This window comes from Saccharopolyspora gloriosae (assembly GCF_014203325.1).
GTDB classification, from domain to species: domain Bacteria; phylum Actinomycetota; class Actinomycetes; order Mycobacteriales; family Pseudonocardiaceae; genus Saccharopolyspora_C; species Saccharopolyspora_C gloriosae.
On record NZ_JACHIV010000001.1, the window covers coordinates 4,511,198 to 4,526,792 of the forward strand.

The window sequence follows — 15,595 nt, forward strand, 5'->3', positions numbered from 1 at the left end:
TCACCGCCGCGACGAAGCCGGAGCCGGGAATTCGCGGGCGCGCACCCGCGTCGACGCCCCACCGGGAGCGGGTCAGCAGGACCGTCCGATGTGGACGATCAACGCGAGGTCGCGCGCCCCGCGCTCTCGATCACCTGGGAGACGTGCTCGACGAACCGTTCGCGCGGCACGTCGATCCGCTCCTCCAGCCAGGCCTGGTAGAGCTGCGCCAGCGAGCCGAAGATCGCCAGCGCGTTGAGCCGCACGTCCTGCTCGTCGGCCTGCTCGCCGCCGAGCTCGGCGCCGCGCATCAGGGCCGCGATCGTCACGGTGAACTCCGCGACGAGCTCCCGCCCCCGCTCCGCGAGCTCCGGCGCGGCCAGCGACTCGATGAACAGCACGCGGCCCCGGCGCGGGTCGGAGGTGACGAACTCGGTGAACGCGCCCACCAGGTACCGGACCGCGTCGAGCTGCTGCGCCGGCGCCCGCTCGGCCGCGGCCAGCAGCACCTCCCGCGCCTGCTCGACCGTCGCGTCCAGCACCGCGATCAGCAGCGCCTCGCGGTTGGCGAAGCTCTCGTAGAAGTACCGCTCCGTGAGGCCCGCTTCCCGCGAGACCCCGCGCATCGTGACGGACTTCGCGCCGTCGCCGCCCATCAGCGCGAACCCGGCCGCGACGAGCTGGTCGCGGCGCCGGGCCTGCCGCTCCGACGCGTCCACGCCCCGCCACACTCGGTGGGGGGCGGCGGAATCCGGGCGGCCGACCATCCGCCCATCCTGGCACGTCACGGTCGCGAACCCCGCCGGTACCGCCGACACGGGTGAGGTCGTGCACACCCGCTCCAGGCATCAGCCCGACCGCGCACCGCGATTCCCCGCGGCGACCGGTCTCAGGCCCCCGGCGGAGTCCGGGGTCAGTCGTGCGCGACGTACACCGTGTTCGAACCCCGCGGCCCGCCGTAGGGGTTGTCGAAGTCGACCACGTGCGCCCGGACGGTCCCGAAGACCTCCGACAGGGCCGCGATGAACTCCTCCGCGGGCGGATCATCCGACCACAGCGCGAAAACCCCGCCCCGCTCCAGATGTTCGGCCAGCAGGCGCAGGCCGGACGGCCGGTAGAAGTCGGCGTGCCCGGCGTCGAGCACGTTGGTCGGCGAGTGGTCGATGTCGAGCAGGATCGCGTGGTAGCGCCGCTGCGGAGGTTCGGCGGCCCAGGCGAAGAAGTCGCGGTGCTCGAAGCGGACCCGCGGGTCGGCGTTGAGCTCGTGCCCCAGCGGCAGCAGCTCCCGCCGGTGCCAGTCGATCACCGCCCCCAGCGCCTCCACCACCTCCAGCGAGCGCACCCGCTCGTCGGCGAGCGCGGCCTGCGCGGTGCAGCCGAGCCCGAGCCCGCCCACCAGCACGTCGAGCTCCGATCCGGTGACGGCGGCCAGCCCCAGCCGGGCCAGTTCCTCCTCGGCCACGGTGAACGCGCTCGACATCAGGAACTCGTCGCCGAGCTTGACCTCGTACACGTCCGCACCGAGCGCCGGATCGAGCCTGCGACGCAGGCTGACCTCGCCGATCGGCGTGTCCTGCCAGTCGAGCTCTTCGAAACGTCGTCCCACGCGCCGGCCTCCCTCTCCCCTGTTCGCCCCCACCCTGAACCATCCGGCGCCCGCCGGTCCGGGCGGGCTCTCCGGGCTCGGGCACCAGTCGGGTGGGCTGTCGTTCAGGGGACCCCCGGGCGGGTGAGCGCGCTGGCAACGGGTCCGGCTCCGTGGAACCTTGCCCGCGGAATTGATCCCGGGAGCAAGGAGCGGACCGATGCGTCTCGCAGCAGCGAACCGAGCAGCGATCGTCGCCGGAACCACGGCAGTGCTGATGTGCTCCGCGCTGGGCCTCGCCCAGGCCGAGCCGGAGCAGAACAACACCACCACACCGCTCGACCTGATCGCGGGCGGGATCCAGGCCGGAGCGGGCGTCGCCAACGATTTCGCCGACGCCCTCAGCGGCGACTCCGGCTCGACCACCTCCGAGTAGCGCACCGGGTGCGCCGCGCGCCACCGGCGCGGCGCACCCCCGCCGCACCGGGTTGCAGCGTCGGCGACCGGCGGACCGATCCGGACCGGAAAATCCGCACCACCGCCGTGAACAGCCGTTTTCCACCCTCCACGTTGTACAGACCACCCGGTGCGGCGCCGCGGCCCGACAGACTGGGCACCAGCGTCGCGCGAGCGACGCCGCGAAGGTCGTCGCCGACCGCACCGGAGGGCCCATGGGTTCGCTCGTCCAAGCGTGGTTCGTGGCCGTCGCGCTGCTCCTGCTGGGCGGCTCCGCGCTCGTCCAGTCCGGGCCGATCGGCGCCGACCCGCTGGTGGTCCGCTGCGGCGACCAGGTCATGCGCCCCGACCAGTCCTGCCACATCGTCGCCGGGGACGGCACCGGCCGGTCGGTCGGCTACGCGGAGCAGCGCGCGATCCAGCAGGTCGCGCACGGCTGGAACCTGGTCCGCTCGGTCCTCGGCGGGGCCGTGTTCCTGTTCGGCGCCGGACTCGCGGCGACCCTCATCGTCGTGAAGCGCCCCCTCGACGGCGCCGTCCTCACCCGGCTGCACGGGCGCACGCTGCGCCCGCACCGTTGACTCAGAACCGGACCAGGTCGTCCAGCACGGTTCCCGCGCGGCCGATGTCCTCGGTGAGCGGACGGTCCTCCACGCTTGGGTCCAGCGTCTCCGCAGCGAGCTCGTAGGCCGCGCGCACCGGCAGGTCCACCAGGTCCGCTTCCCGCATCCGCAGCGCGCGGACCGCCGCGACCAGTTCGCAGGCGAGCAGCCGCCGGTACGCGACGGCCGCCGCCGTCGTCGCCCGCGCGGCCTGCGTGGAGAAGCTCGCGTGGTCCTCCAGGCCCCGTGAGACCACGGCCGTGCCGAGCGTCGCGGGCAGCGCCGCGTGGCGCAGCTCCGCGAGCGCGTCGTGCGCGACGTATTCGAGGATCATCACTCCCGAACTGCCCGCCGGACCGGCCGCGAGGAACGGGCGCAACCCGGTGAACTCCGGCTCGACGAGGTCCCCGAGGCGTGCGGCCGACAACTCCGCGACCTGGTGCACGGTGGCCCGGACCCAGTCCAGCGCGGAGGCCACGTACGCGGTGTGGAAGTGCGCGTGGTGGTAGGCGTCGCGGTGCACCACCGAGATCATCGGGTTCTCGGTGCCCGCGTTGATCTCGATGGCCAGCACGTCCCGCAGGTAGTGCACCGCGTCCACGGCCGCGCCCTGCACCTGCGGGTACGCGCGCAGCCCGAACGGGTCCTGGATGCGCCTGCCCGGTTTCGGCGTGCTGTCCAGGCCGAGCAGCCGCCGCATCTCCGCCGCGCACCCGACCTGGCCGGCGTGCGGCCGGGCCTCGTGCACCGGCGTCGCGTAGGCCTCCGGGTTGCCGTCCAGCGCGACGTAGGTCAGCGCCGCGACCACGTGGCTGGCGCGGGTGAGCCGTTCCAGGTCGAGCGTCGCCAGGGTCGCTTCGGACAGGGTGGCCGCGTTGCTGCTCATGAACGCCAGCGCGTCGCCCTTGAGGATCTCCACCGGGGCGACGTGCCCGGTCAGCCACGGCCGCTCGCCGACGAGCGCGAGCGCCGTCTCCGCCAGCGGTGCCAGGTCACCGGTGCCGATGGCGCCGAGCCGGTGCACCAGCGGAGTCGCGCCCACCCGCACCGCCTCGGCCAGCGCCGTGATCAGCGCGGGACTGATCCCGGCGCGACCCGCGACGAGCTGGTTGAGGCGGATCAGCAGCATTCCCCGGGTCTGCGCCACCGACATGGGTTCCCCGCTGCCGCCCGCGTGGCTGCGCAGCAACCGCAACGCGTGCTCCGCGGACTCCCCGTCGCCCACGAGGTCGTCCTTGTTGGCGCCCACGCCCGTCGTCCTGCCGTACACGACGCGCTCGGTGCTGAGCTCGTCGGCGAGCCGCCACGAGTGCTCCGCCACCCGCAGGGCCGCCGTGGACAGGTCGATCTGCAACGGCCCCGTCGCCCACGCCGCGTCGGCCACATCAGCGCACCGCAACGTGCGGCCGTCAACCCGGATCACCATCGTCTCCTCTGCCACTGGTCCGTCGGAACGGCCCCAGTATGGACAGCTCGCGCGGCGCTCCGGCTCGCGCGGAGTTCCGGATCACCGGCCGGTTCGCCGCACCGGCCCGCGGGCAGCGGTAGGTTCGGCGGTGCCCGCCGATCAGGAGGCCGCCCCGCCCCGGGGAAGCCACAACGCAAGCAGGAGATCCGAGTGCTCGTCCTCGTCGCATCCCTCCAGGTCAAGCCCGGTCGCCGAGACGACTTCCTGACCGCGATCAAAGCCGACGCGCAGGCCTCCGTCGCCGGCGAACCGGGCTGCGTGAGCTTCGACGTCGTCGTCGACACCGAGGACGACCACCACTTCGTCCTCTACGAGGTCTACCTCGACCAGGCCGCGCTCGAAGCGCACCGCGCCTCGCCGCACTTCGCGGCCTGGACCGAAGCCGCCGCCGAGGTCCTCGTGCCGGACGGCCGGAAGGTCACCATCACCGAACGACTCCTGCACGAGTCCTGAATCCTCTCAGCGTGGCCTTCGTAGTTGGTCGCTCAGCGGAACCTCAGGTGCTTCCTCGCTGCGGGATCTTTTTCCCAAGTGGCTCCGCCACGAGGGAAAAAGCTGTCCTCGCGAGGAAGCAGCTGAGAACCCGCCGGTGGTCGTTTTGCTCGGGCTGGTCACTGCTCAGCGGCTTCGCCGCTGACAAGACGAAGACCGTTCCGCCTGACTACCAGGTCACCGGGAGTTCGTGGACTCCGTAGACGGCGCCGTCGTGCTTGAACGGGATCTGCTCGATGTCCGTCGCGAGCCGCAGGCCGGGGATGCGGCGGTAGAGGGTGCCGTAGACGACCTGCAGTTCCATCCGGGCGAGGCCCTGGCCCAGGCACTGGTGCACGCCGAAGCCGAAGGCCACGTGGCTGCGGGCGTCGCGGTCGATGTCGAGGCGGTCGGGGTCGTCGAACACGGCGGGGTCGCGGTTGCCGATGTCGTTGGGCACGACCAGCCCGTCACCGGCGCGGATGACCTCACCGCCGATCTCGATGTCCTCCAGCGCGACCCGGCGGCGGCCGTTGTGCGTGATGTTCAGGTAGCGCAGCAGTTCGTCGACGGCCGAGGCGACCTGCTTCGGGTCGTCGGTGTCGCGCAGCACGGCGAGCTGCTCGGGGTGGCGCAGCAGCGCCAGCGTGCCGAGCGCGATCATGTTCGCGGTGGTCTCGTGCCCCGCCAGCAGCAGGAGCACGCCCATCTGCGCGGCCTCGGCGCGGGTGATCTCGCCCGCTTCGACCCGTTCGGCGAGCCGGGAGAGCAGGTCGTCACCGGGCTCGGCGAGCTTCGCGCCCACCAAGTCGTCCAGGTAGGCCTCCAGCCGCCCGTGCGCGGCCATCCGCTCGTCCGGCGGCACGGCCAGGCTGATGAGCATCTTGCTGTTGTCCTGGAAGAAGTCGTGGTCCGAGTAGGGCACGCCCAGCAGCTCGCAGATCACCAGCGACGGCACCGGCAACGCGAAGTCCCGCACCAGGTCGGCCGGTTTCGGACCGGCCAGCATCGCGTCGATCCGGTCGTCGACGATCCGCTGCACGGCGGGCCGCAGCGCTTCGGTGCGCTTGATGGTGAACGGGCTGGCCACCATCCGCCGCAGCCGCGCGTGCTCGGGATCGTCCATCAGGATGAAGCCGATGCGCGGCCCGCCGGGACGGACCGGTGCGGAGCTCGGATAGCCGGGCCGGGTGATGTCGGCGCTCACCCGCGAATCCCCCAGCAGCGCCCGCTGTTCCGCGTAGCGCGTCACCAGCCACGGCGTGCTGCCGTCCCACAACCGCACCTTCGCCAGCGGCGCCTCTTCCTGCAACGGCCGCAGCGCGGGCGGCGGGTCGAACGGGCATCCGGCGGCCCGCTCCATCGGGTATTCCGGGACGTCCGACCGGTTCACCGTGCTCGTCATCGTGCTCCTCTTTCCGTCCTGCAACGTCGGCCCCGCGCGCCCGGTCGAAAAACCTTTCCACGCGGGAGGATTCATCCGGTCATGGACACTGTCGATCCACAGTGGCCGGACGGTTCGCGAGCTCCGGCGACGCTCGGGTCACGAGCTCGTCGTGATCGGGGCCAGCCACAGCCCGCAGAGCGCGTCGATCAGCCCGGCCGCGGCGTCGCTCCAGCTGGCCCGCGGCGTCCCGACGCCCTCGGCCAGCGCGCGCTCCCGCTCCGCGGACATGTGCACCATGAGCTGCCGCGCCATGTCGCCCCGCTCCGCGCGCACCTCGTCGGCCATCGCGGGCAGGCACCGGTGCAGCCCGTCGATGATCTGGCGCAGCGACGGAGCGCTCAGCGCTTCCTCCACCATGATCGGGCGCAACGCCGGATCGGTCATCACCTGCGCCCCGAACCTCGCGAACCAGGTCGGATTCCCCAGTTCCGCGAGGTGTTCCAGGCTCGGCCGCACCAAGCACGCCACCCAGTCCCGCACCCCCGCGTCACCACCGAGCTCGGCGACCATGCCGACCCGGATCGCTTCGACGGGCGCCGAGCGCTTGCGCACGATCGCCCGCACCAGGTCCGCCTTGGTGCCGAAGTGGTAGCCGACGGCCGCGTTGTTGCCCTGCCCCGCGGCCTCGCTGACCTGGCGGTTCGACACGGTGATCACGCCGTGCTCGGCGAACATCCGCTCCGCCGCGACCAGGATCGACTCCCTGGTCTCCCCGACCCGCTCACCCCGCACCGTGCGGTCCGCCATCCCCACAACCCTCCTCGAACCGCGCTCTCCCACTCCACCCCAGTCAACCGCCCACCCATTATTAAGTCAAGCGACTGATCAAAAACGCGGGAGCTCGCACCGATAACCCGTCGACACGAGCGGACGACGGGAAGCCAGTTCATGTCACGTTGACAACAAACCTGAGCCCGGCTTAGCCTCGACTTCGAGAGCTATTTGTCAGTGCGACAAAAAGGGGTCATCGATGCAGATCCACTGCTCGTTGCGGCTCGCGACTCGAACGGTCGTCGCGGCTTTCCTCGCCGGAGCCGTGCTCGGCGGCACGTTCACCGGGTACTCGCTCGGCGCCGCGCAGCCGCCACCGCCCGCTGCGCGGGACTCGTCCGCGGAGCCCGATCAGGACCTGGCGTTGCGCGACCACATCATCGGCGGGACCAACGACTCCGCGGGACCGGCCCGGTAGAGCGCGGCCGGGCGGCCGTTCGCCGAGGACCGCCTGCCGCCGGTGGGGATCACGAAGCCGTCCGCGTCGGTGACCTTCCGGTGGAAGTTGGGCTTGTCGAGCTCGACCTCCCACACGGCCTCGTACACCGCGCGGAGGTCGCCGATGGTGAACTCCGCACCGCAGAAGGCCGTGGCGATGGTGGTGAACTGCAGCTTCCGCCCGGCCGCCCGCACCGCGTCGCGCAGGATGGCGTCGTGGTCGAACGCGAGCCCGGTCTCCCGCGCCTCGGCGACCGGGGTCCAGCTCGCCGCACGCGCGTCCGAGCCCGCCGCGGGCAGCGGCAGGTCGGGCGCGATGGCGAGGAACGCGCAGGTGATCACCCGCGGATCGCGGGGATCACGATCGGGAGCGGAGTACGTCCCGACCTGCTCCAGGTGCAGTTCGTCGGCCGCGATCCCCGTTTCCTCCCGGAGTTCGCGGGCCGCCGTCTCCTCCAGGCTCTCCCCGCCGCGCAGGAAACCCCCCGGCAGCGCGAGCCGGCCCGCGAACGGCGGCACGCCCCGCTCCACCAGCAGAACGCACAACTCGCCGGAGCGGATGGTCAGGATCACGAGGTCCGCGGTGACCGCGACCTGCTGCCGAGCACGAGACACACGAGGCACACCCGGAACCCTACGCTTTTGTCACTTCGACAGAAACCGGAAGCGGCGGCGCGCGGCGATCGAGCGAAGATCCCGCGGAAGATCGGGTGAGTGTGACTTCTGACGTAGAACACCGCGTGCGAGCGGTCTTGAATGAGGTGAGCAACAGCCGGATTCGTTCTACCGCAAGGAGGTTCTCCATGATGGCAACGACTTCCCCGCACCGAACCGAAGACCGGCACCACCGTCGGCACACCGGGCTGGGCCCGTTCCTGTGGTCCGCGCTGATCGTCGCCGCGGCGATCACCGAGACCTGGCAGTCCCCTGCCGAGCGGGGATTCGCGCTGCTCGCCCTGGTGCTGGTGGGCGTCGGCACGCTCGCCGTCGTCGTCCTGAAGCTCCGCGCCGGGGACGAGGACGAGCGGTGATCCCGGGTTCCGCGCGAGATCCCGAGATCGCGCGCAACGCGTGCGGTCTCGGGATCGGCTCACCTCAGCCCAGCGTGCGGGCGAGTTCCGCTGCGTCGGGGATGAGCAGGACCGCTACGAGGATCAGGCAGATCAGCTCGATGGTGCGCTCGATGCGCTTGCCGCCGCGGGAACCGACGCTCCAGCGCATCGACTTCGGCAGCACGTGGCCGCGTCGCCAGCGCGCGCCGGAGCAGCGGGCGCCGGACTTGCGGCTGCACTTCGCGCAGCGGCGGCGGATCGGGAACGTCCAGCAGATGCCGCTGCGCGTGGCCGAGTCCCCCACCGAGTGCACCACCATGCCCATCGTGATCGACAATCCGGCGAACCAGCCGAGTTCGGCCATCGCTCCGGCCACCGCGAGCGACCAGGTGATCGCACCCGCCGCGAGCAGCGCCACCGGGTCCTGATCGGTGCACAGCCTGCGGCGGACCCAGCGCGGCCCGGAGCGGGACAGGGCGCTGATCCCGGGCGCCAGCACCATGATCATCGCGATGCCCGTCACCCACGGGGTCAGCAGCGCGCCGAGTCCGACGAGCAGTCCCAGCGATGCCGCGAATATCGGCGTGTGCACCAGGCCGCGGTGTTCGCCGTCGCCCCTCGGGTCGTGCGGCAACCGGGTCTTGCCGTAGGTGGTGCGGGCCAGGAACTGGAAGCACTCCCCGACGAGCGCGGTGACTCGGCCGCCGCTGCGGTAGGCCGTCGCGCCGTCGGCGTCGAGGTCGGGCAGCAACGCGGCGCCCGCGCCCAGCAGTGCGCCCACCGCCGTCCCCGCCACCCCGAGGTCCGCGCCGGTGAGCGCACCGACCGTGCTGCTCGACACCGCTCCCGCCAACGCTCCGGTGCACGCGTGGCCGCCCGCTTCCATGGTCCTGTTCGCTCCCTCCGCCACGGCGCAGCGGCCGTGCGGGCGAACGCGACGCTCGGCCGAACGGCGTAGCGCCGGAAACCAGGGCCGACGGTTTTCCGTTGCGGCCCAAGGAACATTGAACATGATCTTGAAGCGGAGCGGCGCGGCAGCGGTCGAATTCACCCGCAACGACGCACGGCGGCGGAGGGATTTCCCTTGCACAGCGGCGAACGGGGGACGACGCGGACCTACTCGCGCACCGGATGGCCGGTGGTGACGTCGACGTGCCCGGGAACCTCGTCGTGGTCGTCGCCGACCGAGAGCGTTCCCGTCGGCTCCACCAGCAGCACCGCCGCACCGCCGGCCGACGAGGGCTTGTGGAACGTGCCGCGCGGCACCACGAACACCGATCCGCGCGGCAGCGTCACGGTCCGCTCACCCTCCCGCTCGCGCAGCGCGATGTCGATTTCGCCGTCCAGCACCAGGAAGAACTCGTCGGTCTCCAGGTGCACGTGCCACACGTGCTCGCCGTGGAACCGGGCCAGCCGGATGTCGTAGTCGTTGAGGTAGGCGATGATCCGCGGGCTCCACACGGCGTCGAATCCGTCCAGCGCGGTCTTGAGGTCGATCGGGTTCGTGGTCACGACCGCCATCCTCGGCTGGTCCGCGAGCCACCACGAGTGCTAGGAATCGCACATGCCGCAAGAATCCTCGCACCGGGTCGTGGTGCTGGTCGACGAAGGCTCGAACCCGTTCGAAATGGGCGTGGCCACCGAGCTGTTCGGCCTGCGCCGCCCCGAACTGGACCGCCCCTGGTACGAGTTCGCGATCTGCGCGGCGCGGCCCCGGGTGCGGATGCACCTGGGCATGTTCACGCTCTCCGACGTCGCCGGTCCGGAGGCCGCGGACGCGGCGGACACGCTGATCGTGCCCAACCGGCCCGATCCGGAAACGCCCGCCTCGCCCGCGGCGCTGGCCGCGGTCGAACGCGCCGCGCGGCGCGGAGCCCGCCTGGTGAGCTTCTGCACCGGAGCCTTCACCCTCGCCGAAGCGGGCGTGCTCGACGGGCGGCGGGCCACGACGCACTGGCGTTGGGCCGCGGAGTTCGCGCGGCGATTCCCCTCGGTGCGCCTGGAACCGGACGTGCTCTACGTCGACGACGGCGACGTGCTCACCGCGGCGGGCAGCGCGGCGGCGCTGGACCTCGGACTGCACCTGATCAACCGCGACCACGGTGCCGAGATCGCCAACGCCGTGAGCAGGCGGCTCGTGTTCACCGGCCACCGCGACGGCGGCCAGCGCCAGTTCGTGGAACGGCCGGTGCCGGACGTGCCGGACACGTCGCTGGCGCCCGCCCTGGACTGGGCCCGAGCGCACCTGGACCGGCCGCTGACCGTGGCGGACCTGGCGGCGCGGCTCGCGACGAGCCAGGCGACGCTGCACCGGCGGTTCCGCGCGGAGCTGGGCACGACACCGCTCGCCTGGCTCACCACCGAGCGGATCGCGCTGGCCTGCCGCCTCATCGAACGCGGCGAGCTCGGCTTGGACCGCGTCGCCGCGTCCAGCGGCTTCGGCACCTCCGCCAACCTCCGCGCCCGCTTCCGCGAGCACACCGGCCTCACCCCGTCGTCCTACCGCCGCCGGTTCGGGACGACTCCCGCGGAGCCGGTGCCGGAGCGAGGATGACGCGAAGTGCGTTCAGCGCCAAGGGAATGCAGCGGCAAGCGGCGGCGGACGCGCCGGGCGCCCGCCGCCGCGCACCGCTACTCGTCGGCGAGCGGCTCCGCGCTGATCTTGCGCAGCATCAGCCCGCTGGCCGACGCCGCCAGCGCCGCGACCAGCAGGCCGAGCACGATCGGCGCCAGGATCGCCGGTGTCAGCGTGGTGCTCTGGTCCAGGACGCTCAGCAGTCCGAGGCAGACGCCGGTGCCTCCCGCGGTCGCGATGCCCGCCGCGACCAGCGCCGGGAGCGCCGCCTCGACGTGCAGGGCGCGGACCAGCACCCGGCTCTGCGTGCCGGCGGCGATCAGCGCCCCCAGCGTGCGGCGCCGATCGATGACCGACCCCGCGGCCGTGATCGCCGCGCTGCCCGCCGCGAGCACCGACGCGATCGACAAGCCGATCACCGTGATCCGGTGCAGGTCCCCGGTCTGGACGTCCCCGGCGACGTTGCGCGACTCGATCGACTCGATGTCCGCACCGGGGATCGTGCGCGCCATGGCGGTGCGCACCGTGATCCGGTCCGCTCCGGTGGGCGGGAGCACGGACAACGTGGCCTGCTCCGAGCCTTCCATCGCGGGCATCGCGCCCGGGTCGATGAGCACGGTGTCCAGGTTCGGCTCGGCGATGACCGGGGTTCCGGGCGGCAGCGGCGTGGCGGGCGGCCGATCGGAGCCGCTCGTGCTCGGGGTGACGGTGAGTTCCGACGTCGGCTGCCCGCTCGGCATGTGGACGCCGGGCGGCCCCTCGCACGAAGGCCGGAAGGGAGTCACCTCACGAGCGGCGCGGCAGTCGATGACCAGGCCGAAGGTGGACGAGTCGCCGGCCCCGCCGATCAGGACCTGCTCGTAGTCGGCGACGGTGGCCCGCACGCCCTGCGCCGCCAGTTCCTCGGTGAGGCGTTGGCGCAGTTCGGGTGCTCGGCTGCTGGGCACGTCCGCGAGGATCACGCCCTCCTCATCCCAGCTGCCCATCGAATTCGGCCCGGCGGTCATCGCGGGCAACGCCGTCAGCGCCATCGATCCGATGAACACCGCGAGCACCATGCCGGACGACGACCGGTAGGCGCTCTTCGGGTCGCTGACCAGCCGCCTGCCCGCCAGCAGCACCGACGGACCGCGCCACACCCGCGCGAACAGCCGACCGATGGTGGCGGTGATCCAGGGCCCGATCAGCGAGAACGACCACGCCACCGCGGCGATCGGCAGCACGAGGACCAGGAATCCCGCGCCGTCGTCGTACTTCACCATGCCGAGCACGAACAGCGCGGCGACCACCGCGATGATCAGCAGCCGCCACGCCTTGGGCCTGCCGCGCTGCTGCCCGGTGGCCGCGCTCAGCGGCGCGCGCACGACCCGGCCGGCGCCCAGCACGGACGAGGCCACCACGAGCGCCGGAACGCCGATCGCCACGCCCAGGACCGCCCAGATCGACGGGGTGATGTCGCTGACGAACCAGGTGCCGTTGCCCCAGGGGATCATCGCGATGAGGTACCGCAGCGGCCAGGTCAGCAGCACTCCCGCCGCGGTGCCGACCACCGCGGCCAGTCCGGTCTCCGCGGCGACCGTCGAGACCACTTGGGACGGAGTCGCACCCGCCATCCGCAACGACGCCATCCTGCGTTCCCGGCGCGCCGCGGTCAGCCGCGACGCCGAGGCGACCAGCACGAGGCTGGGTGCGGCGAGCACGAACAGGCCGAACAACGCCATCGGTTGCAGCAGCAGGTCCTCGGACGCCGCCTGGATCGTCACCGAGGAGTACGGGTTGGCGACGGCGGCGGCCTCGTCCAGCGCGCCTTGCGGGTGCCCGACGATCGCGACGAGCTGTTCCGGGTAGCGCAGCAGCCCCGGGTCGATCGTGCCCGCGATGCGCTGCGGGAAGCGGTCGGCCAGTTCGCCGTCCGGCAGCGCGGCGGCCTTCTCCGCGAGCGCCGGGGACAGCAGCGCCTCGCCGGGAGCCGGGAATTCCGGGGCCTTCCCACCGCCGGTGGCGCCGGAGACGTCCAGCCGGGTGATCATCTCGCCGCGCACGTAGTCCTGGGAGGCGAGTTCCACCCCGCCCGTGTCGGACACGCCCTGGTGCCCGTCCTGCCAGGAGGAGCGGTCGGTGCGCGCCTGCGCTGCGTTCGGCAGCGCGGTGAGGATCAGCACCAGCGCGGTCGCCACCATCACACCGGCGGCGGTCAGGATCGCCGAGGTTCGGGTGCGGGAGTCGTGCCGCAGCACCCGCACGGCCAGCTGCAAGGGGTTCATCCCGCCACCGCCGGTGCACCGGTCGCGATGAGGCCGTCGCGGATCTCCACGACACGGCTGCACCGGGCGGCCAGCTCGCGGTCGTGGGTGACCACGACGACCGCGGCACCCGTTCGGCTCGCGCTGTCGGCCAGCGCGCGCATCGTCGCTTCGCCGGTGCGGGTGTCCAGCGCGCCGGTCGGCTCGTCGGCGAAGATCACCTTCGGGTCGTGCGCCATCGCCCGCGCGATCGCCACCCGCTGGGCCTGGCCGCCGGAGAGCTGTCCGGGAAGCCGTTGCTCCATGCCGCCCAGGCCCAGCGCCGCCAGCCACTCGCGGGCGGTGCCGGTGGCGGTGCGCCGGTCGGTGCCGCCGAGCAGCAGGGGCAGCGCCACGTTCTCCTCCGCGGTCAGCTCGCCGACGAGCATGCCCTGCTGGAACACGAAGCCGAATTCGTGGCGCCGCAGCTCGCTGCGCTTGGTCTCGGAGAGCTGGTCGACGCGGCGCGCGCCGAAGACGACCTCCCCGCGGTCCGGGCGCAGGATTCCGGCGAGCACGTGCAGCATCGTGGTCTTGCCGGAGCCGGACGGGCCCACGATCGCCAGCACCTCACCGGCTCGAACCTCGATGTCCGCGCCGCCCAGCGCCCAGTGCTCGCCGTACTGCTTCGCCAAGCCGTGGCCCGCCAGCACCGTCCGGCTCGCCGGTATGTGCCCCTGCTGCATGTCGTGTTCCCCTCGGTCCCGATGCGCGCCGTGCGGCGCAGGAAGTCGATCGGGGGAAACGTTCGCAGCGGAGGAGGAGCGCGCACCTCATCCGACAGGCCGCGCGGGGTCGGCTGATCGGCCGGAGCTCCTGGTCCATCAGGCCAGGTGGAGCGTTCAACCATGCCGCTGCGACGGGGTTTCCGGCCGGCTGCCGGTGCGAACCCGAGCCGGGCCGGCGTCGCGCGGGCAGGCTCCGCGCGACCTCGCGGAACCCGTTTTCGGGGAAGTGCTCGGCCCCGGCCGGAACCCGTTGCGCCGCAACGATTCGAAGCGCACCGCCGGTGCCGGTGCTACCCCGCCAGTTCGAGGTCTTCGAGGCTGCGGCGGGAGGTCTCCCGCACGCAGAAGTACGTGAACACCAGTGCCAGCACGGCGAAACCGGCGAAGATGCCGAACACCGCGCCCGCGCCGAACACCAGCAGCACCGGGAAGAACTGGGACACCAGCAGGTTCGCCGTCCAGTTCACGAACGAACCGACGCCGACGCCCATCGTGCGCACCCGCAGCGGGAACTGCTCGGGCAGCAGCACCCACATCAGCGGTCCCCAGCTCAGCGAGAACGCGACCTTGAACACCGCCAGGCAGATCACCGCCCCCGCCGCACCGGCCACGCCCCCGAGCAGCTCACCGCCGAACAGCACCGCGAGCACCGTCATGCTCAGCAGCATCGCGGTGCCACCGATCAGCAGCAGCCTCCGCCGCCCCACCGAATCCACGACGCGCGCGGTGACGAGGGTGGTGACGATGGACAGCGCACCGAGCCCCACGCTGTTGAGCAGGGCGGCGCTGTCACCGAAACCGGCCGCCTGCAAGATCGTCGGCGCGTAGTAGACGATCGTGTTGATGCCGATGAACTGCTGAAGCAGGGCGAGCCCCACAGCGATCAGCAGCGGGCGCCGCAGCGCGGGCGTCAGCAGTTCGCGCCACCGCGCGCGGTCACCGGCCGGTTCGGCTTCCTTCGTGCGCTGGATGTCGGCGAGCACCCCGTCGGCTTCCTCCTCGCCGACCTGCGTGCCGAGCACTCGCCGCGCCTCGTCGGGCCTGCCGTGGGCGACGAGCCAGCGCGGTGTCTCCGGCGAGCGGGACACCCCGATGAGCAGCAGCAACGACGGGATCAGCGCGATGCCGAGCATCCAGCGCCACGCGCCCCACGGCGACAGCAGCAGGCTCGTCAGGTAGGCGGCGAAGATGCCGATGGCGATCATGAGCTGGTTCAGCGTGGCGATGCCGCCGCGGTTGCGGGTGGGCGCCAGTTCCGAGAGGTAGGTCGGCACCACCACCGAGGCGATGCCGACGGCGAGACCACCGAGCACCCGCGCGGCGACCAGCGTCGCGACTCCCGGCGCGACCGCCATCCCGATCGCGGAGAGCCCGAACACCGCCGCGGCCAGCTGCAGGATCGGCCGCCGCCCCCACCGCTCCGCCAGCGCGCCCGCCACCAGGCTGCCGAGGATGGCGCCGAACATCAGCGAGCTCACCACCAGGCCCTTCGTCCACGGCGTCAGCTGCAGCGCAGGGCCGATGAACAGCAGCGACCCCGCGGCGATGCCCTGGTCGTACCCGGCGAGGATGCCGCCGAAGGAGCCGAAGAAGAACACGGACCGCGCCGCGGCGGACGGACTCGACGATCGGGACTCGGACATGTGGAGCTCTCCACTTCCGGTGGTGGCACGGCGCCGCGTGCGCAGCGGCCGTGATCAGTGCGATGGAGAGTGGCACCGGCGATGATTTGCGTCAACAC

The 15,595-nt window shown here is 72.2% G+C and carries 17 protein-coding genes; 6 read left to right on the forward strand and 11 right to left on the reverse strand.

The window, feature by feature from the left end:
- Positions 1-98: 98 nt before the first annotated feature.
- Positions 99-698 carry a TetR/AcrR family transcriptional regulator gene (locus BJ969_RS19835; protein WP_343071501.1) on the reverse strand — a complete coding sequence of 200 codons (600 nt, stop codon included), beginning with the start codon at positions 696-698 and terminating at the stop codon, positions 99-101.
- A gap of 194 nt (positions 699-892) precedes the next feature.
- Positions 893-1,585, reverse strand: coding sequence for a polyamine aminopropyltransferase (locus BJ969_RS19840; protein WP_184480850.1), 693 nt, complete (start codon positions 1,583-1,585; stop codon positions 893-895).
- A gap of 199 nt (positions 1,586-1,784) precedes the next feature.
- Between BJ969_RS19840 and BJ969_RS19845 the strand changes: the two genes are divergently transcribed.
- Positions 1,785-2,000 carry a hypothetical protein gene (locus BJ969_RS19845; RefSeq protein ID WP_184480852.1) on the forward strand — a complete coding sequence of 72 codons (216 nt, stop codon included), beginning with the start codon at positions 1,785-1,787 and terminating at the stop codon, positions 1,998-2,000.
- A 235-nt stretch (positions 2,001-2,235) separates the two neighbouring features.
- Complete coding sequence (locus tag BJ969_RS19850; RefSeq protein ID WP_184480854.1) at positions 2,236-2,601, forward strand: hypothetical protein; 366 nt, start codon at positions 2,236-2,238, stop codon at positions 2,599-2,601.
- Between the two features lies 1 nt (position 2,602).
- On the opposite strand, the gene BJ969_RS19855 is transcribed toward BJ969_RS19850, so the two are convergent.
- A complete protein-coding gene (locus BJ969_RS19855) occupies positions 2,603-4,045 on the reverse strand; it encodes an aromatic amino acid lyase (protein WP_184485541.1) in 1,443 nt (480 codons plus the stop codon).
- A 195-nt stretch (positions 4,046-4,240) separates the two neighbouring features.
- On the opposite strand from BJ969_RS19855, the gene BJ969_RS30870 reads away from it, so the two are divergent.
- On the forward strand, positions 4,241-4,543 hold the full coding sequence (locus BJ969_RS30870; RefSeq protein ID WP_184480856.1) for an antibiotic biosynthesis monooxygenase: 303 nt from the start codon (positions 4,241-4,243) through the stop codon (positions 4,541-4,543).
- A 208-nt stretch (positions 4,544-4,751) separates the two neighbouring features.
- Here the strand turns inward: BJ969_RS30870 and BJ969_RS19865 are convergent, their stop codons facing one another.
- Entirely contained in the window at positions 4,752-5,966 is a 1,215-nt protein-coding gene (locus tag BJ969_RS19865; RefSeq protein ID WP_184480858.1) for a cytochrome P450, read from the reverse strand.
- Positions 5,967-6,104: 138 nt separating this feature from the next.
- Positions 6,105-6,755 carry a TetR/AcrR family transcriptional regulator gene (locus BJ969_RS19870; RefSeq protein ID WP_184480860.1) on the reverse strand — a complete coding sequence of 217 codons (651 nt, stop codon included), beginning with the start codon at positions 6,753-6,755 and terminating at the stop codon, positions 6,105-6,107.
- 223 nt (positions 6,756-6,978) lie between these two features.
- Here BJ969_RS19870 and BJ969_RS19875 point away from each other — a divergent pair, with 223 nt between their 5' ends.
- Entirely contained in the window at positions 6,979-7,197 is a 219-nt protein-coding gene (locus BJ969_RS19875) for a hypothetical protein (protein ID WP_184480862.1), read from the forward strand.
- On the opposite strand, the gene BJ969_RS19880 is transcribed toward BJ969_RS19875, so the two are convergent.
- On the reverse strand, positions 7,131-7,832 hold the full coding sequence (locus tag BJ969_RS19880) for an NUDIX domain-containing protein (RefSeq protein ID WP_184485543.1): 702 nt from the start codon (positions 7,830-7,832) through the stop codon (positions 7,131-7,133). The genes BJ969_RS19875 and BJ969_RS19880 overlap by 67 nt on opposite strands.
- Before the next feature lie 188 nt (positions 7,833-8,020).
- Between BJ969_RS19880 and BJ969_RS19885 the strand changes: the two genes are divergently transcribed.
- The gene (locus tag BJ969_RS19885) at positions 8,021-8,248 is read left to right on the forward strand and encodes a hypothetical protein (protein WP_184480864.1); all 228 of its coding nucleotides are present in this window, start codon (positions 8,021-8,023) and stop codon (positions 8,246-8,248) included.
- Between the two features lie 64 nt (positions 8,249-8,312).
- Here the strand turns inward: BJ969_RS19885 and BJ969_RS19890 are convergent, their stop codons facing one another.
- Both BJ969_RS19890 and BJ969_RS19895 read right to left on the reverse strand, forming a co-directional pair.
- Positions 8,313-9,155, reverse strand: a complete 843-nt coding sequence (locus BJ969_RS19890) for a metal-dependent hydrolase (protein WP_184480866.1) — start codon at positions 9,153-9,155, stop codon at positions 8,313-8,315.
- Positions 9,156-9,385: 230 nt separating this feature from the next.
- The gene (locus BJ969_RS19895) at positions 9,386-9,781 is read right to left on the reverse strand and encodes a cupin domain-containing protein (RefSeq protein ID WP_184480868.1); all 396 of its coding nucleotides are present in this window, start codon (positions 9,779-9,781) and stop codon (positions 9,386-9,388) included.
- A 52-nt stretch (positions 9,782-9,833) separates the two neighbouring features.
- On the opposite strand from BJ969_RS19895, the gene BJ969_RS19900 reads away from it, so the two are divergent.
- Entirely contained in the window at positions 9,834-10,823 is a 990-nt protein-coding gene (locus tag BJ969_RS19900; protein ID WP_184480870.1) for a helix-turn-helix domain-containing protein, read from the forward strand.
- A gap of 77 nt (positions 10,824-10,900) precedes the next feature.
- Here BJ969_RS19900 and BJ969_RS19905 read toward each other — a convergent pair whose 3' ends face one another.
- The 3 genes from BJ969_RS19905 to BJ969_RS19915 form a co-directional block, all read right to left on the reverse strand.
- Positions 10,901-13,108 (reverse strand): FtsX-like permease family protein, encoded by a 2,208-nt coding sequence (locus BJ969_RS19905; RefSeq protein ID WP_246457012.1) that lies wholly within the window; start codon positions 13,106-13,108, stop codon positions 10,901-10,903.
- The gene (locus BJ969_RS19910) at positions 13,105-13,812 is read right to left on the reverse strand and encodes an ABC transporter ATP-binding protein (RefSeq protein ID WP_184480873.1); all 708 of its coding nucleotides are present in this window, start codon (positions 13,810-13,812) and stop codon (positions 13,105-13,107) included. Before BJ969_RS19910 ends, BJ969_RS19905 begins: the two co-directional genes overlap by 4 nt.
- 332 nt (positions 13,813-14,144) lie before the next feature.
- Positions 14,145-15,497, reverse strand: coding sequence for a sugar porter family MFS transporter (locus tag BJ969_RS19915; RefSeq protein ID WP_184480875.1), 1,353 nt, complete (start codon positions 15,495-15,497; stop codon positions 14,145-14,147).
- Between the last annotated feature and the right edge of the window lie 98 nt (positions 15,498-15,595).

What these genes read in the sequence shown, in the direction of transcription:
- BJ969_RS19845 (WP_184480852.1), top strand. Translation starts at nt 1,785, where the DNA reads ATGCGTCTCGCAGCAGCGAACCGAGCAGCGATCGTCGCCGGAACCACG.
- BJ969_RS19885 (WP_184480864.1), top strand. Translation starts at nt 8,021, where the DNA reads ATGATGGCAACGACTTCCCCGCACCGAACCGAAGACCGGCACCACCGT.
- BJ969_RS19900 (WP_184480870.1), top strand. Translation starts at nt 9,834, where the DNA reads ATGCCGCAAGAATCCTCGCACCGGGTCGTGGTGCTGGTCGACGAAGGC.
- BJ969_RS19850 (WP_184480854.1), top strand. Translation starts at nt 2,236, where the DNA reads ATGGGTTCGCTCGTCCAAGCGTGGTTCGTGGCCGTCGCGCTGCTCCTG.
- BJ969_RS19915 (WP_184480875.1), bottom strand. Translation starts at nt 15,497, where the DNA reads ATGTCCGAGTCCCGATCGTCGAGTCCGTCCGCCGCGGCGCGGTCCGTG.
- BJ969_RS19870 (WP_184480860.1), bottom strand. Translation starts at nt 6,755, where the DNA reads ATGGCGGACCGCACGGTGCGGGGTGAGCGGGTCGGGGAGACCAGGGAG.
- BJ969_RS19910 (WP_184480873.1), bottom strand. Translation starts at nt 13,812, where the DNA reads ATGCAGCAGGGGCACATACCGGCGAGCCGGACGGTGCTGGCGGGCCAC.
- BJ969_RS19890 (WP_184480866.1), bottom strand. Translation starts at nt 9,155, where the DNA reads ATGGAAGCGGGCGGCCACGCGTGCACCGGAGCGTTGGCGGGAGCGGTG.
- BJ969_RS19865 (WP_184480858.1), bottom strand. Translation starts at nt 5,966, where the DNA reads ATGACGAGCACGGTGAACCGGTCGGACGTCCCGGAATACCCGATGGAG.
- BJ969_RS19905 (WP_246457012.1), bottom strand. Translation starts at nt 13,108, where the DNA reads ATGAACCCCTTGCAGCTGGCCGTGCGGGTGCTGCGGCACGACTCCCGC.
- BJ969_RS19875 (WP_184480862.1), top strand. Translation starts at nt 6,979, where the DNA reads ATGCAGATCCACTGCTCGTTGCGGCTCGCGACTCGAACGGTCGTCGCG.